Consider the following 20,769-nt stretch of genomic DNA (forward strand, 5'->3'; position numbering starts at 1 on the left):
GCTCGTGCACCTGTCTCCATGGGGCGGAGGGGTGGGGAACGGTGGCCGTGACGTGTATGGCACAATCTATCGCTTCGAATGGCGCTGCGACGCCGTGCGTGCGGTCCGTTCTTTCACAGCGCACACGATTGGGCCACGGTACACGCCTCTGCCCGACATTGGCTGGGCGTGAGGGTCCGTGCGCGACTCACTCGTAAACGTGCGGTGCGAGCGTGGCGATGCAGTCCAGGTTGCGGTACTGCTCCGCGAAGTCCAACCCGTACCCCACCACGAACTCGTTGGGGATGTCCCAGCCTACATAGCGCACGTCGATGTCCGTCTTGGCGGCGTCGGGTTTGCGCAGCAGCGTGCAGATCTCCACCGAGGCGGGTCCGCGCGACTCCAGGTTGGTGCGCAGCCAGGACAGCGTGAGGCCCGAGTCGATGACGTCCTCCACGATCAGCACGTCCTTGCCGTGCAGGTCCGTGTCCAGGTCCTTGAGGATGCGCACCACGCCCGAGGACTTGGTGCCCGAACCGTAGGAGGACACCGCCATCCAGTCCATGGGGTACTGCCCCTCGAGCTCGCGCATGAGGTCCGCCATGACCATCACCGCACCCTTGAGCACCCCCACGAGCAGCACGTCCCGCCCGTCGTAGTCGCGGTCGATCTGCTGGGCGAGTTCACGGACCTTCTGCGCGATCTGTTCCTTGGTGAACAGGACGTTGCTCAGGTCGTCGTGGACGTGTTCGGCCTTCACTGTGCACTCCCGGGGTCGTTCGTGGGTGGACTTGTCTCCAGCGGGCGAGGTCCGCGCTCACCGCGCAGCTCGAGGCACCCTCGCGCATGGGTCGCGTCCGAGCGGTGCCGCCACGCTGCCACCTTACCCGCCATCTGCACCGGCCCGGCCGCCCCGTACCCGAGCGCGAACTGCTCGAGCGCGCTCAACCGTTCGAACGTGGGCGTCTCCCCGCCCGCGAGGACACATGCCTTCGCGAGCATGCGTCGGCGCAGTGCCGCCGGGGTCCCCTGGAGGACGGCACCGTCCAGCACGACCGACGAGCCGGACGACGCCGCGGGCACCAGGGCGGCGTCGAACGCCAGGGACGCCTGTTCGTCCAGGTAGTCGGCATCGGCGCCGAGTACCGACGCCGTGCGGGCCAGTGCCCTGCCCACCCCCGGCCCCAGCTGGGACTCGAGATAGGGCAGGACCTCGTGGCGCACGCGTGCGCGGGTCAGTGCAGTGTCCGCGTTGGTGGGATCGTGCCATGGCGACAGCCCCTCGGCCGCGCACACCGTCTCGGTCTCGGCGCGCGTGACGTTGAGGAACGGACGCAGGTACAGCACGTCGTCGACATGATGCCGCTCGGGCATCCCGGACAGCGAGCGCGTTCCCGAGCCCCGGGCGAGGCCCAGCAACACGGTCTCCGCCTGGTCGTCCCGTGTGTGTCCGAGCAGGACGGCGGCAGCGCCGGTTCGGCGCGCGACATCGCTGAGGGCGCCGTAGCGGGCGAGGCGCGCGGCCATCTCGGGGCCGTGGTGCTCGCGCACCACCGTGACCCGCTCGACCGCGACGGGCTCGAGGCCGAGCTCCCGCACGGTGCGCGCCGCGTCACGGGCCACCTCGGCCGAGCCCTCTTGGAGTCCATGGTCCACCACGACGGCGCCCACCCGCACGCGGCCGCGCCGCGCGAGGTGCGCAGTCGCTGCGGCGAGCGCGAGGGAATCGGCGCCACCGCTGCATGCCACGAGCACGAGGGGCGGGCGGGGATCAGTGCCCGCCCGCGCGTGCTCGGTAGTTGTTTCCCGCGGGGTCGTCGAGGGGTCCGGACGCATCGGATCACGTGCGTCCGCTCCCCCGGCCGACGTCTCACGGGGTAGGTGGTCGACGGCGCGGGCCACCGCACGCCGGGCGCGGGCGACCACGGGATGGAGGCGACCGGTCCGTCCGTGCTGCACCCCGTCAGTCCTGGGCGGACCTGGCGCGCTGCGCCGTTTCCTCGGCCATCCCCAGGACCTTGCTCAGCACGGGGGTGGTGTCACCGAGCATGACCAGGGCGCGTTCCAGTTCCCCCACCGGAACCACCGAGGCGAGCGCGGACACGGCATCCGTGTCCGTGGTGATCCGCGTGCGGATCTGTGACGTGGACAGCACCGGTTGGGATGCCTCCACCCTGTTCAGGACGGCCTCCTGGTCCGAGGACCCTGCGCTGTCCTCGAGCATGACCAAGCGTTCGTAGACCGCAGGGTTACCGATCTTGATGCGTCTGCCGCTGATGAGTTGGGAGAGCATGGGCGCGGACAGGCCCAGGACCTGGGCCAGCCTGCGCTGCGTAATACCGTAGACCCCCACCACGGCGCCAAAACGCTCTGATAGCGGCTGACCGTACAGCCGGATCTGTTGATTGATGTTTTCAGAGCTCACACGGTCATCTTGGCACAGACAACCGGGGGAAAACCCGAGAGCACGTCCCGGGCTCAGCCCAGGACGCGATCCATCCAGGCCTGCGGGTCGTGGATCTCCACCTCGGTGGGCAGGGTCTCGGGTGAGGTCCACACCGTGTTGAAGCGCTCCATGCCCACACGCTCCACGATGTACTCCACGAACTTCTGGCCGTTGCTGTACTGGCGCATCTTGGCGTCCATGCCCAGCAGGGAACGAATGAACCGGTCCAGGGCGCCGTGGGTCGCGGAGCGGTCGTCGAAGCGGCGGCGGATGGTCTTCACGGAGGGCACGATGGACGAGTCCACGGCGTCCATGACGGCGTTGGCGTGACCCTCGAGCAGGGACATCACCGCCGTCACGTGGGAGACCGTGTCACGTTCGGCGTCCGTGAGCAGATGGGTCATGGGACCCAGACCCGCGTCCGGGCGGCCGGCGGAGCGGCCCGTGATCGACGCCGCGGCGGCGCGCAGGCGATCCCACGCGGACGCGTCCAGCGAACCCAGGCGGGAGATCTGCTCGAGCATGTGATCGCGCAGCCACGGGGCCGCCGCGAACTGCACACGGTGGGTCTGTTCGTGCAGGCACACCCACAATCGGAAGTCCTCGGGGGCCACGTTGAGTTCGTGCTCGGTCCACAACACGTTGGGTGCCACGAACATGAGCCGACCCCCGGGATGGGAACGGGCCGCCTGTTCGGAGACGAGCCCGGCGTAGGGGTCGTACTGCCCCAGGACCTTGGCGGACAGGAAACCCACCAGGGCCCCCATCTCCGCGGCGATGGCCGTGGGCGCCACGCCCCGCAGGGCGGCGTCGAACGTGCCGGGGTCCTTGGCGTGCAACCGGTCGAAGACGGGCTGGACGAGCACGGAGAACGTCTGCGTGTTGGCCTTGGCCCAGCCCGCGCGATCCACCACGAGCACGGTGGAGTCCCGCAGGTTCTCCGCGGCGTCCAGACGCGTGATCGCGTGGACGTGGTGCACCGATTCATGTGCGAAGTAGCGCAGGGACTCCACGGCGCGGGACATCTCACGCGGCCCGGGCGTGGGGCCCGGCGGGGTCAGTTTGGCAGCGATCTGGGCGGCTGCGTCCCAGTCCACGAGCGAACGACGTGTCAGTTCTTGGCTCATGCGCTCACTCAATCACACCCGGGCGGTCACGCGAATGGGCGGAGGCTGGAAACTCCCGGGGCACGGCGCGTTCCGCGAGTGGTCGGCTCACGCAGATCTCGCGAGCGCGGCCACCGTGCGATCCACGGTGTCCTTGGCCCGGGTGGTGTCCCCGCTGACCCCGTTGAGCACCAGGGAGTACACGAGCACGCTGCCGTCGGCGCGTTGCACGTACCCGGACAGCGCCACGACGTCCAGCAGGGTCCCGGTCTTGGCCCGGGTGACACCGCGCGCCGCGGCCTCCGCCGGGTCGTCGAAGCGCTCCGAGAGCGTTCCCTGGGCTCCCGCCAGTGGCAGCCCCCGGCCGTACGGACCGTAGCGGGGATCCGTGACCAGGGTGTCCACCACGCGGGCGAGTGTGGTGGCGCTGACCCTGTCCTGCTGCGCCATCCCGCTCGCGTCCGCGGCCCGCAGGCCCTCGGTGTCGATCCCGTGCTCGGCCAGGGCGGCCGGGATCAGCTCCTGCACACCCGTCACGCTGCCCTCACGTCCGGAGGCCACCGCGGCGACCCGCGCGAGGCTCTCGGCGAGGGAATTGTCCGAGTGCGCGAGCATATAGGCACTCTGTTCGGACACGGGCGCGGATGCCACGCGCGCGAGCCCCACGGCGTCCTCCGGGGCACTCGCGGCACCTCCCACGGTGACCCTCGCCCCGGCGCCCAGGCGCTGTTCGAGCTGGCGCGCGAATTCTCGCGCGACCGCGGCCGCGGGGTCCTGGGGCCGTTCGCCGCGGGAGCCCGGGTCCGCGCCGTCCGCGGTGGGCACCCGGTGGGAATACAGGGCCACGGGCGCCACACGGGTGATCTCCCCGGCGGCGATGTCCTCCCCCTCCCACGCGGGGTTCAGCTCCGGTCCGGCGAACAGGTCCGTGTCCAGTTCCACGGTCCACTGCCCGGAGGCCGCGGCATCGGGACCGTCCTGTCGCAGGGCCTGCGCGGTGCGTTCCGCGAGCGTCCCCAGTCCCGCATGACCGTTGACCGCATCCGCCCGCCCCTCGCCCGGAGCGAGCAGGGTGTCACCACCGGCCACCAGGACGAGTTTCCGCGGCTGATCCCCCCGGACCACGGTGGTCTCCAGTCGTTCGTACGGGTCCACGGTCGCGGCCAGCGCCAGGGCGGTCAGCACCTTCTGGTTCGACGCCGGCACCATGGGCCGCTCCTGCGACCGCCCCGCGACCACGGTGTCCTCCCCCGCCACCGCCACGGCGGCTGCCACGGTTCCCGGGGCCCCGGTCAGACCCGCGTCCAGGGCCTCCGCCACGCCCTCGGCATCCACCGTCCCGGACGCTGCCGCCAGACCGGCCGCAGCGGGATCGGGCGACGCCGCGGCGTCGTCCGCGTCCTGCGCGTGCTGCCATGCCGGCCGTAGCTCCGCGACGACCGCGGGCACGGCGAATGTTGCCGCGACGAGCACCGCGAGCGCGAGCAGTGCACACGCGAGGGGCCAGGAGCGGCGACGCGCGGAGGTACTCGGTGGGGGTGCGGGCATGGCCCTCATTCTCCCGTACCCGCCCGACACGGACAACGCACCGAGCGCCGTCGTACGCCGAACACCGGACCGCTGCGGGCGGGCGCTGCCCTACGGCGCGGCCACGGCCGGTATCGTGGGAGCATCCGATCGAACGCGCGGCGGCTCGGCGCTGTCCCGCGCGGTACCCGGGTGCGCGAACCGCCCGGCACACAGCACTACGACCCGAGGAGTTTCACCATGGAGCTTGACGTCACCATCGAGATCCCGCGGTATTCCCGCGTGAAGTACGAGATCGACCACGAGACCGGTCGACTCCGCCTGGACCGCGTACTCTTCACCTCCATGCAGTACCCCACGCACTACGGCTACTTCGAGAACACCCTGGGCGAGGACGGCGACCCGCTGGACGCCATGGTCATCCTGGACGTGGACGTGGTCCCCGGTGTGATCGTGGAGGCCCGGCCCATCGCCGTGTTCAACATGACGGACGAGGCCGGCGGGGACGCCAAGATCCTGTGCGTGTCCACGGACAAGCGCTACGACGAGATCCAGGGTCTCGAGGACGTCAACGAGTTCAAGCAGAAGGAGATCCAGCACTTCTTCGAGCGCTACAAGGACCTGGAACCCAACAAGTGGGTCAAGGGCGAGGGCTGGGACGGCAAGGAGGCCGCGGAGCGGCTCATCGTGGAGGCCCAGCAGCGCTTCGAGCAGTCCCACTACGACAGCGCCGCGGAGGCCGAGCAGGACGACTGAGTCCGTCCCCCTCCACCCGGGGTCCCCGTGGTCGGTGTGCGCACCGAGCACGGGGACCTCACCCGTGCACACCGGTTCGATGACGGTCACGCCCGGTGACTCCCACGCCCGGTGACTCCGCATCCCGCGCCCCTCGGAACCGCGGGCGCTTATGCCTGTCGGCGGGCCGTGGTGGGATGATCCTGCGGGACGCGGCCGCGAGAACCCGGTGGTCCCCTGCGCTTCGGAAAGGTGGTACCCGTGTTCGATCCGCACGCACGTGAACACGGGCACGTCTACGTCTTCCACGGCACCGAGTCCACGCAGGTCCTGGGCCCCGAGCACCTCATGGGTCAGGTGCGCACGCTGCTGTCGGCGGCCGGAACCGATCCGGCGCCCGAGCCGTCCTTGCACCCGGACATCGTCCCGCGCCCCTACACCTCGGAATCCCAGCAGGATCCCGGTGACCCGGCACCCGAACACTGGACGGACGTGCGTAGCACGGTCACGGAAGTCTCCGTGGACCTCGGGGCGGACGCCTTCTGGGACCGGGTGGACAAGGGCAGCTGGGCCACGTGGCAGGACCGCTGGCCCGATCCCCCGGGGGGACCGTTGTTCCCGCCCAGCGCACCGGACTGGCTCGTGCGCGCCCCGCGATGGGAACTCGATCCCCTGGCTCCGGCACTCGGCCCCGCGGCGTCGGGCGGGTGGGTACGCAGTCCCGCGCGGGCGTGGGGTTCCGGGGAGCCCGCGGTCCCCCGCGACCCCTCTGACCGGCCCGGTGATCCCGCCCGCCCGGAGCCCGGAGGCACCGGCGTGGGGCTGTTCCAGCTCACGGACCTCGAGTCCTTCTGGGTCTTCGCCCCCGAGGCGGACGTCGCGGACATCATGGCGCGCTGCGAAGCGCTCGCCACCGACCACCCCGCCTTCACGTGGCTCACCGGGTACTTCGACGCCCGGGACATCGCCGGGTCACTGCGGCTGCCGTCCCCGTGCCTGCCCATCCTGGAAGCGGACCTCGCGAGCGCGGGTTATGCCGTGGACACGTGGTGGTGACGCCGCAGCCACCCGCTCACGCGAGCGGGCATTGACGTGTTCGACCGCTGACCCGGCCGCCGTTCCCCGACCGGGCACCGCCTCGGACGCCCATAGCGCGGGTACCCATTGGCCCAGGGCTCACTCGCACAGGCGCAACAGCGTCGCGGCCGCCGGACGGGCCTGCCACTCCTCGTTCCACAGGGAGCGCACCACGGCCTTGGACACCGCTTGGGGTGTGATCCCGAGCTGCTGGGCCACGGTCTTCTGCTGACCTCTGGCTCCGGGGACCAGCAGGTCCACCACGCGCCACTCGGCCTCGCTGCGCTCGCTCACGATCCGGCCCACGAGCTTGAGCACCGCCTGGGCCTGCTCCGCGGCCGTCGCGTCCACCGCGCTGACCCGCACGGCCGCCCGCTCGGTGTCACGGCCCGGTTGCGCAGCGAGGTGACCGTGGTTCATGCCCGGCCCCTCGGCGGTCACGGCCACGCGGCCGTCCTCGTGGTCCACGCGCGTGAGGAACACGTCCCCCACGCCGATGCCCACCGCATAGCGGTCCTCGCGCACGGCGATCATGGCCGCCGCGACCGCAGCGTGGGCGTCCTCGGTCAGACCGCGCACCTCACCCGGCGCCATGGGCTGGAACGGGGCGCGCGCGGGCACGTCACGCAGGCGCCGACACAGTTCGTGGTCCATGGCGGGGTCGGGGCGGGACGCGTCCGCCACACGCTGGGTCAGGGTCAGGACGAACACGGTTCCAGTATCGCAGTTCCGCACCGGGCAACCCGGCCACGACGCCGCGCATTTCCCGAACCGGACGTCCCGCTCAGAGCAGCGTGCGCAGGATGGCCGCGGCGCCGTCGTCGTACACGCTGCCGGTGACCTCGCGGGCGACCTGCTCGACCTCGTCCGGGGCCTGACCCATGGCCACACCGCGCGCGGCCCATTGCAGCATCTCGATGTCGTTACGCCCGTCCCCCATGGCCACGGTGTGCGCGGGGTCCACGTCCAGCTGCTTGCGGATCTGCTCCAAAGCGCTGGCCTTGGAGACGCCGTTCGCGGCGACGTCGAGCCACGAGGACCAGCCCACGGAGTAGGCGACGCCGTGCAGACCGGCCTGCTCGATGGCCTGGGCGAAGTCCCCGGGGGCGTCCGTGGCGCTGTAGACCACGAGCCGCACCGCGGGCATCTCGGAGAGCTCCTGAAGGTCCACGCCCACGGCCTCGATCCCGAAGGACGAGTCCTGGAAGCGTTCGGTCGAGTAGAACTGCCCATCCACGCCCTCGAGGGCGAACTTGGCGGTGGGCAGCTTGCTGGACAGCGCCCGCAGCGCGTTGGAGGGGTCGAAGCTCACGCGGTCGGTGATCTCGTAGCGCTGCTCGAGCTGCGGGTCCAATCGCAGGGTCACGCCCCCGTTGGAGCACACCGCGAACCCGGAGTGGATGTGGCCCTGGCGGATCACGGGCAGCGCGGCGCCTTTGGAACGGCCCGTGGCGATCACCACGTGGTGGCCGGCGCCCACGACGGCGCGCAGGGTGTCCTTCACGCCGCGGGACATGTGGCCGTCGTGGTCCACGAGGGTCCCGTCCACGTCCAGCGCCACGAGGTACCGGACGCCCTCTTCCCTGGTCCAGGAACTCGAACGGGGGGTCTGCATTTTCATGGGCGCGAACGCCGCTGCAGCACTCTGCGCCTTCTCCTCGGTGTGCCGGTCATCGATGCCGGCCTGGATATCAGTCATGACAGTCATGGTGTCACATCACCATCGATGCATGTCTTGCGATGGACCGCCCGGTGACGGGAGCGTGAAGTTCCCGGGGGATGTGCGTCACTCGACCGGGCGCAGGACCTCCTGGCCGCGCAGGTACGGGCGCAAGATCTCGGGGACGACCACGGAACCGTCCTGTTGCTGATGAGTCTCGAGGATCGCCACGAGCCAGCGGGTCGTGGCGAGCGTCCCGTTGAGCGTGGCTACCGCGCGGGTCCCGCCCTTCTTGGTCCTGCCCTGGGCGTCCGTGGTCTCAGGCAGGCGTTCCCGGATGTTGAGCCGGCGCGCCTGGTATGTGGTGCAGTTGGATGTGGAGGTCAGCTCACGGTACTTGCCCTGGGTGGGGATCCACGCCTCGCAGTCGAACTTGCGGGCCGCGGAGGTCCCGAGGTCCCCGGCCGCGGTGTCGATCACGCGGTAGCTCAGCCCACACGCCCGCAACATCTGCTCCTCCCACGCGAGCAACCGCTCATGCTCGGCGGCGGCGTCCTCGGGGTGACAGTAGACGAACATCTCGAGTTTGTTGAACTGGTGCACGCGGATGATCCCGCGGGTGTCCTTGCCCGCGGAGCCGGCCTCGCGGCGGTAGCACGAGGACCAGCCGGCGTAGCGCAGCGGCCCGTCGCTGAGGTCCAGGATCTCATCCGCGTGGTAGCCCGCGAGCGCGACCTCGGACGTGCCCACGAGGTAGAGGTCGTCCTTGCCCACGCGGTAGATCTCGTCGTCGTGCTCCACGTCGAATCCCGTGCCGTTCATGATGGCCGGGCGCACCAGGTTGGGCGTGGACATGGGGATGAACCCGTTGTCCAGGGCGAGGTCCTGGGCCGCGAGCAACAGGGCCGTCTCGAGGCGGGCGACGTCCCGTTTGAGAAAGTAGAAGCGCGAGCCGGAGACCTTGGCCCCGCGTTCCATGTCGATCCCGTCCAGCAACTCCCCCAGCTCCAGGTGGTCCCGGGGTTCGAAGCCCTCGGCCTCGAAGTCGCGCGGGGTGCCCTCGGTGCGCAACAGGACGAAGTCGTCCTCGCCGCCGGATGGGATGCCCTCCACGATCAGGTTGGGGAACTGGGCCACGAGCTCCTGCTGGGTGAGCTGGGCGGCGTCTGCCTCCGCCTGGGCGGCCTTGACGTCCGCGGCGAGCTGCTTGACCTGGGCGAGCAACTGCTGCTTCTCCTCACCCTGGGCCTTGGCCACCTTCTTGCCGAACGCGTTCTGCTCCGCGCGCAGGGACTCGAAGTCGGTGATCGCCCCGCGCCGCCGGGAGTCCGCCTCCAGGATGCGGTCCACCAGTCCCGCGTCCGCCCCCCGGGCGGTCTGGGAAGCACGGTAGGTCTCAGGGTCGGCGCGCAGGTCGTTGATGTCGATCACCCGTCCAGGGTATCCAACGAAACGCACGGGTGCGCGATCCGACGTGGAGGCGGCGCCCGGCCCGCGCGCCAGTAGACTGGCCGCGTCCGACAGCCGCCTTTCGAACGATCCAGGAAGGGGACTCCCGTGCCGCAGCACACAGTGGAACCCCAGCGAGTGGCCGTGGTGATCAACCCCATCAAGGCCCAGGCAGACGCAGCACGGGACGCGGTGATCATCGCGTGCCGCAAGGGTGGTTGGGCGGATCCCGTCTTCTACGAGACAGAAGTGGACGATCCCGGGTTCTCCATGGCCCGCGGCGCCGTCGAGGAGGGCGCGGACGTCGTGCTCGCCGCGGGCGGTGACGGCACCATCCGTGCCGTGGGCGAGTCGCTGGCCGGCGGGGACATCCCGCTGGGGCTCGTGCCGCTGGGCACCGGCAACCTGCTGGCGCGCAACCTCAAGGCGGACCTCGCGGACCCGCACCACTCCGTGGACGTGGCGCTGTTCGGGTCCCAGAAGGCCATCGACACCGTGGCCGTGCACCTCGAGACGGACGACGACCGCACCGAGGACCACCGCTTCCTGGTCATGGGCGGCGCGGGTTTCGACGCCCAGATCATGGCCGACACCAAGGACGACCTCAAGGACCTCGTGGGGTGGGCCGCCTACGGCGAAGCCGGCTTCCGGCACCTGTTCAACCGGCCCCGCTGGGCGCGCTACAGCATCGACGACGGCCCCTGGGAGTCCAAGCTCGTGCGCTCCGTGATGGTGTGCAACTGCGGCGAACTCACCGCCGGGTTGGTCCTGGTGCCGGAGGCCAAGATCGACGACGGCGTGCTGGACCTCGTGGTGATGACCCCGCGCTCGCTCGTGGGCTGGCTGGGCATGGTTGCCAAGGTCGCGTTCCGCCACCGCCACGAGCTGCCCGTGATCGACTACCGCAGCGGCAAGAAGGTCCGGGTGGAGTTCCACGAACCCATCGAGTACCAGGTGGACGGCGATCCCCTGGGGCGGATCAAGGCGTTCGAGACCACCATGCACCACAAGTCCCTGCAGGTCCGCGTGCCACCGACCCAGGCCGACTGATCCGCACGCGAACGGCCCGGTCCCTCCTCTCGGAGGGACCGGGCCGTTCGTTCATGCGGGCCTCAGGGCCGACGACGCCGCGCGGGCATCATGTGCCGCACGGGCGCCACGCCCTGCACAGGCGCCACGCACCGCGCCGGCTCAGACCGCGCCTGCGAGTCCGAAGATCACCGCGGCGATCGTGAAGCCCAGCACACCGATGATGGTCTCGAGCACCGTCCAGGTCTTGAACGTGGTGCGCACGTCCATCTCCAGGAACCGGCCCACGAGCCAGAACCCGGAGTCATTGACGTGGGAGAGCACCACGGAACCGGCGGCCACGGCCACGACCATGGCCGCGAGCTGCACCACGTTGTAGTCGGCGGCCAGCACCGCCGGGGCGATCAGACCCGCGGCCGTGGTCAGCGCGACCGTGGCGGAACCCTGCGCCACGCGCATGACCGCGGCGATCAGGAAGCCCGCGATGATCAGGGGGATGCCCAGGTCCGCGAGCACGTCCTCGAGGGCGTTGCCGATCCCGGAGGTGCGCAGCACACCGCCGAACATGCCGCCGGCGCCGGTGATCAGGATGACCGAGCACACGGGGCCCAGGGCGGACTCGAACGTCTTCTCGATCGCGGAACCGCTCACCCCTCGGGCTTTGCCGATGGTCAGCGCGGCGATGATGAGCGTGAGCGTCAGGGCGATGGGCGTCTCACCGATCGCGCGCAGCAGCTCGAACCACGCCTGGGACGAGGTCTCCTCGGAGACCGCTCCGGACTTGGCGAGCGTGCCCAGGCCGGTGTTGAGGAAGATCAGCAGCATGGGCAGCAGCAGCATGGCCACCACGGTGCCCACCGCAGGAGGGTTGCGGACGTCCTCGGCCTGGCCCAGGATCGCGGGGACCGGGAGCTTGATCCGGCGCCCCGAGAACTTGCCGAACAGGTAGGAGGAGACGTACCACGTGGGGATCGCGCAGATCAGGCCCACCAGGATGATGTAGCCCACGTTCGCCTCGAAGAACGTAGCGGCGGTGACCGGACCCGGGTGGGGCGGCAGGAACACGTGCATCACGGAGAACGCGCCCACGGCGGGCAGCGCGTACGTGAGCACGCTGCCGCCCAGTCGGCGTGCGACCGAGAAGACCACGGGCAGCATGACCACCAGACCGGCGTCGAAGAAGATGGGGAAGCCGAACAGTAGGGAGGCCACACCCAGGGCCAGCGGCGCGCGCTTCTCCCCGAACGCGCGGATGAGTCGGTCCGCGAGCACCTGGGCGCCGCCCGAGGTCTCGAGCAAGCGGCCCAGCATGGCTCCCAGCCCTACGAGCAGCGCCACGCTGGCGAGCGTATTACCGAAACCGTAGAGCAGGACGGGCACCACCTGGGAGGTGGGGATGCCCGTGGCGAACGCCGTGAGCGCCGAGATGATGATCAGCGCGAGGAAGGCGTGCACGCGGAATGTGATGATCAGCACCAACAACACTGCGATGGCCGCCGCCGCGATCAGCAGCAACGGCCCGGCTGTCAGTGTCTGACTCCAGCCCTCGATCTCCATGGACGTCAATGTCCTTTCAGGTTGTTGACCCACGAACGGGCCTGGATGAAGGCGGCGTCGCTGTAGTGCTTGGCCACGTGGACCGCGCGCCCGTCGGCGCGGGGGTAGGACCCGAGGAACCGGGTGCGGGGGCAGATCCGGCGCACACCCATGAGGGCTTCGGAGACCCGGTCCTCCCGGATGTGGCCGTCGATGTCCACCGAGAAGAAGTAGTCGCCCAGGTGGGTGCCCGTGGGGCGGGACTCGATGCGGGTCAGGTTGACCCCGCGCGTGGCGAACTGCTCGAGGATCTCCAGCAGCGCCCCGGGACGGTCCTCCCACAGCGGGATCACCAGGGACGTCTTGTCCGCCCCGGTGGGCTCGGGCATGGGTGCATCTGGGCGGGCCACGAGCACGAAACGCGTGACTGCGTGCTCGTTGTCCCCGATGTCCTCGGCCAGCACGTTCAGCTCGGGGTGGCGCTGCACGACCACGGGGGAACACACGCCGGCGTCGTAGCCCAGGCCCTCGGTGCTCACCCCGCCCGTGCCGTCCAACATGTCCATGGCCGAGGCCGCCGTGGAGGACGCGGGGACGTAGCTCACGCCTGGGAGGTTCTGCTCGACCCAGCCGCGGATCTGCGCCCAGGCGTGACTGTGGGTCGCCACGGCGTGGACGTCGGACAGGCTCACGCCCGGCGGGGCCACGAGGACGAACTGGATGGGCACCAGGATCTCGCGCAGGATCCGCAGTTCGGCACCGAAGGAGACGTCGTCGAGCGTGGCGGTCACGCCGCCCTCCACCGAGTTCTCGATGGGCACCACGGCGGCGTCCACACGTTCCTCTCGAACGGCCGCGAGCGCGGCCGGGACGGAGCTCATGGGGGTGCACGCGGCGTCGTCGACCCCCGGGACCTGCCTCAGTGCCGCCTCGGTGAACGTGCCCTCGGGGCCCAGGAAGGCGTACTCACGAGCGCATGGCCCCGGGTCCACAGGACCCGAGGCCACGCCGGACAGTGCTGCGTTCACAGAACGCGCGCCGTTTCCCCGGTCTCGGACACGATGGGCTTCTCCGCGTCCGCCCACGCGCCCATGCCGCCCACCACGTTGACGGGGTCGTACCCGTACTGCGCGAGGTACGCGGTGGCGCGCAGCGAGCGGCCGCCGGAACGGCAGATCACGTAGACGTCCTGGTCCAGCGGGACCTCGTCCGTGCGCTCCGCGAGCTGCGACAGCGGCAGGTGCTGGGCACCGTCGATGTGCCCGGCATCCCACTCGTCCTGTTCGCGCACGTCCAGGATGGGTGCGCCCGCCGGGATCTCGTCCACTGTGGCGGACGGCAAGTTGTTCACGTTGTCCATGGCGTCCCTCGTCGTTCGACTGCTCAGTTCACTCGGACCCCCACCATAGCGGCAGGGCGCGGTGTTCGGCGCCGACGGCGCGGGGTGCCGCGGGCGACGTCGCTCAGCGCACGTCGGTGCCGATCTTGTCGTGCTCGGACGGGTGCGAGCGCCCCAGCTCGGACAGGCCGTGCTTGGCCACGTGACGCGTGGAGATCTCGTAGCCGATGTCGGTGCCCACGAGGATCACGATGCCCGCGATGAGGCTGTAGTACCAGTGCGGGTTGGTCATGCCGAACATGATGTACAGGCTCAGCAGGATCAGGAACGCGAGGCACCCGTAGGTGGTCACGGGAGCGTCGGGCAGATTGAAGGACACGCCGCGCACCTGACCGTGGGCCGCGAGGTTGCGCAGCGAGCGGGCGCACGCGTACAGCGTGGCGTTCAAGCGTGAGAACGCGCTCGTGACCACCGGTTCCCAGAACGGTCTGGGCACCCTCGCCCGCGTGATGATCGATCCGGGGGTACGTCATCCTCGCGGAAGCGCCTTCCTACTCGGGCGCCATGGCCGTGTTCGCGGGCGCCCAGGCGGAGGTCGTCCACGTGGCGATCGACCACGAGGGGCTGACCCCGGACGAACTCGAGGAGACCATCGAGGAGCTCGAGTCCCAGGACCGGCGCATCAAGTTCCTGTACACCATCCCGAGTTTCCAGAACGCGGGCGGGACCATGATGCCGCAGCAGCGCCGCGACCGGATCTGTGAGGTCAGCGCCGCGCACCACGTGCTGATCGCGGAGGACAACCCCTATCGCCTGCTGGGCTTCGAGGGTCAGACTGCCCGTGCCAGGCGCGCGGACGACGAGAACGTGGTCTACCTGGGCTCGGCGTCCAAGATGTTCACGCCGGGTCTGCGCGTGGGCTGGACCGTGGCCCCCGATTCGCTCGCCACGATCCTGGGTCTGCAGAGCGAGGCCCCTGTGCTCAATCCCTCGGACTTCGCTCAGGAAGTGGTCGCCGGGTGCCTCGAGAAGTACGACTGGAGTTCCGTGCTGGACGAGTACCGCATGCTGTACGGCAAGTGGTCCCAGGCCCTGATGGACGCGTTCTACACGGACTGCCGCGGTGAGTACGAGGTGCGCATGTCCTTCTGCCACCCCACCGATGGCGAGATCCGCAAGGGTGTGGAGATCCTCGCCACCACCCTGAAGAAGGCCATGAACGCCTGATCGGTTCGCCCGAACGCCATGGCGCCGGTGTCAACAATTCTGTGGCCCGGCGCCGTCGTTCTGCCGGGCTGTATCCGCTGCGACCTAGACTGATGGATCGAGGACCGCGGTTGCCCGATCCTTGCACCCCGCTTCGTGGGGGCGCCGTCGCGGGGGTCGGCGCACCATCACACAACTGTGTCGGCGCCGGGGCCGGCCGTTAGGAGCCCGTTCCATGTTCCGCCTCTTCCACAACGCCACGGTGCACGCCATGAATCCGGCCACCGGATGGACTCCCCAGGCCCAGTGGCACTCCCACGACATGCCCCATCCGGACGCCATCCTGACCTCCGACGACCGCATCGTGGCCGTGGGCGACTACCAGCGGCTCAAGGATCTCGCGCCGCTCGGCACCGAACGTACCGATCTCGGCGGCACCTACGTGCTCCCGGGCATGGGCGACGGCCACATCCACTCGGCCATGTACTCCCGCTCCCTCATCGAGCCGGACATGCGCCACTGCACGTCCCTGGAGTCCGCGCTCGAGGTGCTACGCCCGTTCGTGGAGCGAGGCATGGCGGACGAGTCCATCACGTGGATCTTCGGCGGGCAGTGGAACGTCAACGCGTGGGACGTCCCCGAGCTGCCGGACCGCCACGCGCTGGACACCGTGGCCCCGGATATCCCCGTGGCCCTGGGGTCCCTGGACTGGCACACCCTGTGGTTGAACTCCAAGGCGCTGCAGGAGCTGGGCCTGGACCGGAACGTCAAGGACCCTGACGGCGGCGAGTTCGTGCGGGACGAGCACGGTGAGCTCACCGGCGTGATCCGGGAGGCCGCGGCCATCCCCATCCGGGACGGGCTCATGCAGTCGGACGTCTCCGGCAACATCGACGACTACCTGCCCCTGGGTCAGCGTGAGCTGCTCAAGCGGGGCATCACATCCATCCACGACATCGACGGCGCGGACTGCCTGTACGCGTACCAGAAGCTGCGCGAACGCGGCGAGCTGGACATCCGCATCCACAAGGTGCTGCGCCAGGAACAGGTCCACGACTTCATCCGGCGCGGGATCCGCACGGCCTCCGGGGACGAGTGGATCTCGATCGGCCCGCTCAAGCTCTTCGCGGACGGCGCCCTGGGCTCGCACACGTGCCACATGTCCGAGGCGTGGCCGGGCACCGAGAACCACGGCATGACGGTCACGTCCCCGCACGAGCTCGAGCACTGGATCGGTCTGGCGGCGTCCGCCGGGATTGCCACGGCCGTCCACGCGATCGGCGACCAGGCCACCACGGAGGTGCTGGACGCGTTCGCCAAGAGTCAGTCGATCGCCCGGGTCTTCGGCCTGCGCCAGCGCGTGGAGCACGCCCAGTACATGAAGCGCTCGGACGTCCCCCGGTTCCGTGAGCTGGGAGTCACCGCGTCCATGCAGCCCATGCACTGCACGGCGGACATCCCTATGAACGACTTCCTGGCCGAGCGCGACCTCGTAGCCTACGGGTGGAACAGTCTGCGCGAGGCCGGCGCCGAGCTCGTGTTCGGCTCCGACGGCCCCGTAGAGGACCCCAACCCGTTCCAGGGCATCCACGCGGCCATCACCCGCACCCGGGACGGGGCGCCCGAGGGCGGGTGGCAGCCCCACGAGCGGCTCCCGCGCGCCGAGACCGTGTACTACTACACCCACGCGGTGGCCCGCGCGTCCTACGAGGAGAACCTCAAGGGCTGCCTGGCCCCGGGGATGCTCGCGGACTTCGTGAGCGTGGACCGCGACATCTTCTCCGAGGACGCCGAGGTCGTGAAGGACACCGTGGTCGAGGCCACCGTGGTGGGCGCCCAGATCCGCTACCAGCGCGCGGACTGACAGCGCGGGGCACAACGACGACGCTCACGCACGTCCCACGGGCGACGTCGCCCGCGTGCGTCCCCGGGCGACGTCGTCCGGGCGGGCGACCCTGCGGCGTCGTACCCCGCGACCGCGCAGACCGACGCGCGCTCAGCTCAGGTGCAGGTGCGGGGCCACGAAGGTCCTGGTGGCGTTACGTTCGTTCTCCAGGACCCAGCCCATGCGCTTGAGCGGGCGCAGGGAGATCACCGATTCCTGGATCTCCACGTCCGAGACGAGACTCTGGATGGCCTGCTCGGCCTCGATGATCTCCCCCACGGAGGAGAGCCACATAACCACCATCATGTTGGAGCGCCCCGTGATGGAGGAGACCACGCGGGTGCGTGGGTCCTTCGCGAGTGCCTCGGCCGCGTCCTCGTGCCGATAAGCATTCAAACGCATGAACCACTGCGCGGTCACGGGGGAGGACAAGAGCCCCTGCACCAGGTCGCAGCGGATGCTCAATAGCCCGGAGGCCAGGACCTTCTGCAGGTAGCGCCGGGCCGTAGCCGGGTGCAGCCCCGTGCTGCGGGCGATCTCCGCGGCGCTCGCGCGGCCGTCACGCATGAGGGCCTCGATCACCGGGCGCTGGTCCTCCCCGAGCGCGGTGGTTGAGGTGGGCAGGGCGGCCTGTTCGGCGGAGGTCCACGCCTGGGCCGTGGCGCGCTGCTCGTCGCTGAGCCGGTCCAGTCGCCACTTGTCGCCCGCGCGGTGCAGGCGTGACGAGAGCATGAGCTGCACCTTGGCCACGCCCGGCACCTGCGAGATCTGTTCCTCCACGAAACGGGACAGCGATTCCAGGTCGTGACTGAGCACGGTCAACCCCAGGTCCGGGGACGGCGCGAACGCCTCCACGGAGATCACCTCGGGCATCGCGGTGAAGGTGTCCACCACGTGAGCCCACCCTCCCGGATCACACGAGATCTCGATGAAGCTGAGCTGGTTGCGGGTGTCCGAGAGGTTGACCTGCGCCGTGATCCACGCGATGCCCGAACGTTCCAGCTTCTCCCACCGGCCGGCGAGCGTGGTGGCGTGCGCGCCCAGGATCTCGGCCGCCTCCCCCCACGTGATGCGCGGCGCCCACTGCAGCAAACTGATCAGTTCCTGATCCTGGGGGGAGAGCTCGCTCTTGATGTGGCCGTTGCTCAGCATGGGTCCTCTGTTTCCTGGGCTCGTGGCACGGGTGGCGCCGGGGTGGCGGCGCGGGCGGTGCCGTTCAGCCGTCCCAGGATGGCGGCATGCGACCCGTGGGACGGACGTACTCCCGGACCCGACCGCGGCTCCCAACGCCCCATGATGAGTGCGAGGACCGTCCGGTGCCAAGTCGTAACCGAGACGTCCGGACACCCGAGTTGAAATAAGATCGATTAAAGCGACCCAAAATTGTAGAAATTTATGTCACACAGTTGGTTATTTGTATCACATCATGCAGAGCGGCTAGCACGCTGCATGGCTGTTGCCCGCAGTGACGACTTGACAGGGCTGATCTGACCCGCCCTCACCTCTCAGGATGAACGACATGTCTACTCCCGCTGCTTCCTCTGCGATAGCCACCGAGACCAACCCCGGTGGCCCGGCGGTCTCCTCCAGGAAAACACTCATCAACACCGGTATCGGCAACGCACTCGAGTGGTACGACTGAAGCAGCTACGCAACGTTCTCCAGCTACTGCGCGCGTGAGATCTTCAACCCCCAGGCCACCGCCCTGCAGGCGAGCCTGTTGGCCAACGTGGTCCTGATCATTCCCTGCCGTTGTGGGGCAAGCTCTCCGACATCTGGGGCCAGCGTCCGTCGCTGATCATCGGCAATCTGGTGCCGCTGCTGCTGTTCTTCCCGCTCAACGCCATGGTGGGCCAGATGTTCCTCTCCCTGTTCCTGCCCGCCACGAGCGTACGCACCGTGGGCATGGCCTTCCCGTACGCGGTGGCCGTGGCCATCTTCGGTGGCACCGCCCCGTACCTGCAGAACTGGATCAGCACGCAGTACTCGGCGGGCATGTTCTCGCTGCACGTGTGCCTGCTGCTGGTGGTCTCCACCGTGGTCGCCTCCATCCTGCCCGAGACCAAGGCCAAGGACCTTGCGGCACTAGGGTCCGCCTTCTCCCGGTACGACGTCGCCCCCGCACCTTCTCGGTGCGGGGGCGACGTCGTCGTACAGGGCCGCGTCCCGGACGTGGAACCCGGCCGCGCGGGAATTACTTCTTGGGGGTATGCAGCAGCTTCTTGTTGGCGAACTCCTCGATGCCGAACGGGCCGAGCTCACGGCCCACACCGGAGCGCTTGACGCCGCCGAAGGGCAGGTCCGGAGCGGTGCCGGTGACCTCGTTGACGAACACCATGCCGGAGTCCACACGCTTGGCGACCTCCAGGGCCTCTGCCTCGTCGGCGCCGAACACGGAACCGCCCAGACCGAACGAGGAGGAGTTGGCCAGCTCGATGGCCTCGTCCACGTCCTTTACCTTGTAGACCACAGCTACCGGGCCGAAGATCTCCTCGGCGTAGGCGCGCATCTCGGGGGTCACGTCCGCGAGCAGCGTGGCCTCCATCCAAGCACCGGGCTTGTCCAGCTTCTTGCCGCCGGCCAGCACCGTGGCACCCTTGTCCACGGCGTCCTGGACCTGCTCCATGATCTCGTCACGCGCGGACACGGTGGACAGCGGGCCCAGGAAGGTCTTCTCGTCCGTGGGATCGCTCGGGGTGATCCCCTGCACGGCCTCCGCGAAGTTCTCCACGAAGGTCTCGTACGCGTCCTCGAGCACGATGAACCGCTTGGCGTTGGTGCACGCCTGGCCGTTGTTGTTCATGCGCCCATTCACGGCCTGCTTAACGGTGCGTTCCACGTTCTTATCGTCGAGCACGATGAAGGGGTCCGAACCGCCCAGCTCCAGCACAACCTTCTTAAGGTTCTTGCCGGCGGTCGCAGCCACGGAGGCACCCGCACGCTCGGAGCCCGTGAGGGACACACCCTGGACGGCGGGGTCCGGGATGATGATCTCCGCGATCTGGTCGCTGGACGCGAACACGTTGATGTAGACGTCCTCGGGGAAGCCCGCCTCGTGGAACAGCTCTTCCTGCACCAGCGCGGACTGCGGGACGTTACCGGCGTGCTTGAGCAGGATGGTGTTGCCCAGCATCACGTTGGGGGCCGCGAAACGGGCCACCTGGTAGTACGGGAAGTTCCACGGCATGATGCCCAGCAGGACACCCGTGGAGTCCAGGACCACACGGGCCTCTCCCCCGGTGGAGGGGGTCAGGCTGCGGCCCTTCATGAACTCCTCCGCGTTGTCCGCGTAGTAGTCGTAGATCGCGGCGACGATCTGGACCTCGCCCGCGGCCTGCGCGGCCGGCTTGCCCATCTCCTCCGTGAGGATCGCGGCGAGCTCGTCCTGACGCTCGCGGTACAGCTCCGCCATCTTGTGCATCAGCTGAGCGCGCTCGGCCACCGGGACATTGCGCCAGGAGGAGTACTCCTTGGCGGAACGCTGGACGGCGTCCTTGATCTCCTGATCCGTGGCGGTGTCGAACTTCTTGAGGGACTCACCCGTTGCAGGGTTGATTGTTGCGTAAGCCATGCTGTCAGCGTATGCCCCGCCACACTCTCACGACATAGCGTTCACCGAGGGCGAGACTTCATGACACCTGCCCCCCACCCCGCGCCGTCATTCCCCTCTCTGCCGGGACCTGCTGCCCACCGACGACGCCGCCACTCCCACCGCCAAGGGGACCCAGCACCGTCGTCCGCTGCCCACGACGCCGCTGCTTCCGCGGCCAAGGGGACCCAGCGCCGTCGTCCTCC

21 protein-coding genes are annotated in these 20,769 nt (G+C 69.3%); 7 read left to right on the forward strand and 14 right to left on the reverse strand.

What is annotated here, in order from left to right:
• Positions 1-187 precede the first annotated feature (187 nt).
• From hpt to dacB, 5 genes are all read right to left on the reverse strand, one after another.
• On the reverse strand, positions 188-739 hold the full coding sequence (gene hpt, locus RF637_RS10600; RefSeq protein WP_098054248.1) for a hypoxanthine phosphoribosyltransferase: 552 nt from the start codon (positions 737-739) through the stop codon (positions 188-190).
• On the reverse strand, positions 736-1,905 hold the full coding sequence (gene tilS, locus RF637_RS10605; RefSeq protein WP_240918962.1) for a tRNA lysidine(34) synthetase TilS: 1,170 nt from the start codon (positions 1,903-1,905) through the stop codon (positions 736-738). Before tilS ends, hpt begins: the two co-directional genes overlap by 4 nt.
• A gap of 37 nt (positions 1,906-1,942) precedes the next feature.
• A complete protein-coding gene (locus RF637_RS10610) occupies positions 1,943-2,404 on the reverse strand; it encodes a hypothetical protein (RefSeq protein WP_064847371.1) in 462 nt (153 codons plus the stop codon).
• A 53-nt stretch (positions 2,405-2,457) separates the two neighbouring features.
• A complete protein-coding gene (locus RF637_RS10615; protein WP_167318828.1) occupies positions 2,458-3,552 on the reverse strand; it encodes a zinc-dependent metalloprotease in 1,095 nt (364 codons plus the stop codon).
• Between the two features lie 87 nt (positions 3,553-3,639).
• Positions 3,640-5,079: a D-alanyl-D-alanine carboxypeptidase/D-alanyl-D-alanine-endopeptidase gene (gene dacB, locus RF637_RS10620; RefSeq protein ID WP_368844808.1), complete on the reverse strand. Its 1,440-nt coding sequence runs from the start codon at positions 5,077-5,079 to the stop codon at positions 3,640-3,642.
• A gap of 219 nt (positions 5,080-5,298) precedes the next feature.
• Between dacB and RF637_RS10625 the strand changes: the two genes are divergently transcribed.
• Both RF637_RS10625 and RF637_RS10630 read left to right on the forward strand, forming a co-directional pair.
• Complete coding sequence (locus RF637_RS10625; RefSeq protein WP_035959224.1) at positions 5,299-5,814, forward strand: inorganic diphosphatase; 516 nt, start codon at positions 5,299-5,301, stop codon at positions 5,812-5,814.
• A 240-nt stretch (positions 5,815-6,054) separates the two neighbouring features.
• Positions 6,055-6,849 carry a hypothetical protein gene (locus tag RF637_RS10630; protein ID WP_240918964.1) on the forward strand — a complete coding sequence of 265 codons (795 nt, stop codon included), beginning with the start codon at positions 6,055-6,057 and terminating at the stop codon, positions 6,847-6,849.
• A 120-nt stretch (positions 6,850-6,969) separates the two neighbouring features.
• Here RF637_RS10630 and RF637_RS10635 read toward each other — a convergent pair whose 3' ends face one another.
• The 3 genes from RF637_RS10635 to serS form a co-directional block, all read right to left on the reverse strand.
• Positions 6,970-7,581: a hypothetical protein gene (locus RF637_RS10635; RefSeq protein WP_064847367.1), complete on the reverse strand. Its 612-nt coding sequence runs from the start codon at positions 7,579-7,581 to the stop codon at positions 6,970-6,972.
• A gap of 73 nt (positions 7,582-7,654) precedes the next feature.
• Complete coding sequence (locus RF637_RS10640; RefSeq protein WP_085108071.1) at positions 7,655-8,569, reverse strand: HAD family hydrolase; 915 nt, start codon at positions 8,567-8,569, stop codon at positions 7,655-7,657.
• An 87-nt stretch (positions 8,570-8,656) separates the two neighbouring features.
• The gene (gene serS / locus RF637_RS10645) at positions 8,657-9,961 is read right to left on the reverse strand and encodes a serine--tRNA ligase (protein WP_085108068.1); all 1,305 of its coding nucleotides are present in this window, start codon (positions 9,959-9,961) and stop codon (positions 8,657-8,659) included.
• Positions 9,962-10,087: 126 nt separating this feature from the next.
• On the opposite strand from serS, the gene RF637_RS10650 reads away from it, so the two are divergent.
• Complete coding sequence (locus RF637_RS10650; RefSeq protein WP_144932075.1) at positions 10,088-11,029, forward strand: diacylglycerol kinase family protein; 942 nt, start codon at positions 10,088-10,090, stop codon at positions 11,027-11,029.
• A 141-nt stretch (positions 11,030-11,170) separates the two neighbouring features.
• Here the strand turns inward: RF637_RS10650 and RF637_RS10655 are convergent, their stop codons facing one another.
• The 4 genes from RF637_RS10655 to RF637_RS10670 form a co-directional block, all read right to left on the reverse strand.
• On the reverse strand, positions 11,171-12,565 hold the full coding sequence (locus RF637_RS10655; RefSeq protein ID WP_368844809.1) for a GntP family permease: 1,395 nt from the start codon (positions 12,563-12,565) through the stop codon (positions 11,171-11,173).
• A gap of 5 nt (positions 12,566-12,570) precedes the next feature.
• Entirely contained in the window at positions 12,571-13,572 is a 1,002-nt protein-coding gene (gene pheA / locus RF637_RS10660; RefSeq protein ID WP_193520067.1) for a prephenate dehydratase, read from the reverse strand.
• On the reverse strand, positions 13,569-13,904 hold the full coding sequence (locus RF637_RS10665) for a rhodanese-like domain-containing protein (RefSeq protein WP_064847362.1): 336 nt from the start codon (positions 13,902-13,904) through the stop codon (positions 13,569-13,571). Before RF637_RS10665 ends, pheA begins: the two co-directional genes overlap by 4 nt.
• A gap of 103 nt (positions 13,905-14,007) precedes the next feature.
• Positions 14,008-14,379, reverse strand: a complete 372-nt coding sequence (locus tag RF637_RS10670) for a hypothetical protein (RefSeq protein ID WP_368844810.1) — start codon at positions 14,377-14,379, stop codon at positions 14,008-14,010.
• A gap of 68 nt (positions 14,380-14,447) precedes the next feature.
• Here RF637_RS10670 and RF637_RS10675 point away from each other — a divergent pair, with 68 nt between their 5' ends.
• Together RF637_RS10675 and RF637_RS10680 are read left to right on the forward strand one after the other, a co-directional pair.
• Positions 14,448-15,110, forward strand: a complete 663-nt coding sequence (locus RF637_RS10675; protein WP_368844811.1) for an aminotransferase class I/II-fold pyridoxal phosphate-dependent enzyme — start codon at positions 14,448-14,450, stop codon at positions 15,108-15,110.
• A gap of 214 nt (positions 15,111-15,324) precedes the next feature.
• Positions 15,325-16,953: an amidohydrolase gene (locus tag RF637_RS10680; protein WP_085108046.1), complete on the forward strand. Its 1,629-nt coding sequence runs from the start codon at positions 15,325-15,327 to the stop codon at positions 16,951-16,953.
• 132 nt (positions 16,954-17,085) lie between these two features.
• Here RF637_RS10680 and RF637_RS10685 read toward each other — a convergent pair whose 3' ends face one another.
• The gene (locus RF637_RS10685; protein WP_368836010.1) at positions 17,086-18,126 is read right to left on the reverse strand and encodes an Lrp/AsnC family transcriptional regulator; all 1,041 of its coding nucleotides are present in this window, start codon (positions 18,124-18,126) and stop codon (positions 17,086-17,088) included.
• Between the two features lie 367 nt (positions 18,127-18,493).
• Here RF637_RS10685 and RF637_RS10690 point away from each other — a divergent pair, with 367 nt between their 5' ends.
• Positions 18,494-18,616 carry a hypothetical protein gene (locus RF637_RS10690; protein ID WP_259462924.1) on the forward strand — a complete coding sequence of 41 codons (123 nt, stop codon included), beginning with the start codon at positions 18,494-18,496 and terminating at the stop codon, positions 18,614-18,616.
• Positions 18,617-18,726: 110 nt separating this feature from the next.
• Positions 18,727-19,257, forward strand: a complete 531-nt coding sequence (locus tag RF637_RS10695; protein ID WP_143467423.1) for an MFS transporter — start codon at positions 18,727-18,729, stop codon at positions 19,255-19,257.
• Here RF637_RS10695 and RF637_RS10700 read toward each other — a convergent pair.
• Positions 19,169-20,545 (reverse strand): NAD-dependent succinate-semialdehyde dehydrogenase, encoded by a 1,377-nt coding sequence (locus RF637_RS10700; RefSeq protein WP_368844812.1) that lies wholly within the window; start codon positions 20,543-20,545, stop codon positions 19,169-19,171. The two genes, RF637_RS10695 and RF637_RS10700, sit on opposite strands and share 89 nt — an antisense overlap.
• Between the last annotated feature and the right edge of the window lie 224 nt (positions 20,546-20,769).

It is taken from the genome of Kocuria sp. CPCC 204721 (assembly GCF_040980945.1).
GTDB lineage: Bacteria > Actinomycetota > Actinomycetes > Actinomycetales > Micrococcaceae > Kocuria > Kocuria marina.

Coding starts and splice junctions, on each gene's coding strand:
- RF637_RS10615 (WP_167318828.1), bottom strand. CDS start 3,552: ATGAGCCAAGAACTGACACGTCGTTCGCTCGTGGACTGGGACGCAGCC.
- dacB (WP_368844808.1), bottom strand. CDS start 5,079: ATGCCCGCACCCCCACCGAGTACCTCCGCGCGTCGCCGCTCCTGGCCC.
- RF637_RS10625 (WP_035959224.1), top strand. CDS start 5,299: ATGGAGCTTGACGTCACCATCGAGATCCCGCGGTATTCCCGCGTGAAG.
- RF637_RS10640 (WP_085108071.1), bottom strand. CDS start 8,569: ATGACTGATATCCAGGCCGGCATCGATGACCGGCACACCGAGGAGAAG.
- RF637_RS10655 (WP_368844809.1), bottom strand. CDS start 12,565: ATGGAGATCGAGGGCTGGAGTCAGACACTGACAGCCGGGCCGTTGCTG.
- RF637_RS10665 (WP_064847362.1), bottom strand. CDS start 13,904: ATGGACAACGTGAACAACTTGCCGTCCGCCACAGTGGACGAGATCCCG.
- RF637_RS10675 (WP_368844811.1), top strand. CDS start 14,448: ATGGCCGTGTTCGCGGGCGCCCAGGCGGAGGTCGTCCACGTGGCGATC.
- RF637_RS10680 (WP_085108046.1), top strand. CDS start 15,325: ATGTTCCGCCTCTTCCACAACGCCACGGTGCACGCCATGAATCCGGCC.
- RF637_RS10685 (WP_368836010.1), bottom strand. CDS start 18,126: ATGCTGAGCAACGGCCACATCAAGAGCGAGCTCTCCCCCCAGGATCAG.
- RF637_RS10690 (WP_259462924.1), top strand. CDS start 18,494: ATGTCTACTCCCGCTGCTTCCTCTGCGATAGCCACCGAGACCAACCCC.
- RF637_RS10700 (WP_368844812.1), bottom strand. CDS start 20,545: ATGGCTTACGCAACAATCAACCCTGCAACGGGTGAGTCCCTCAAGAAG.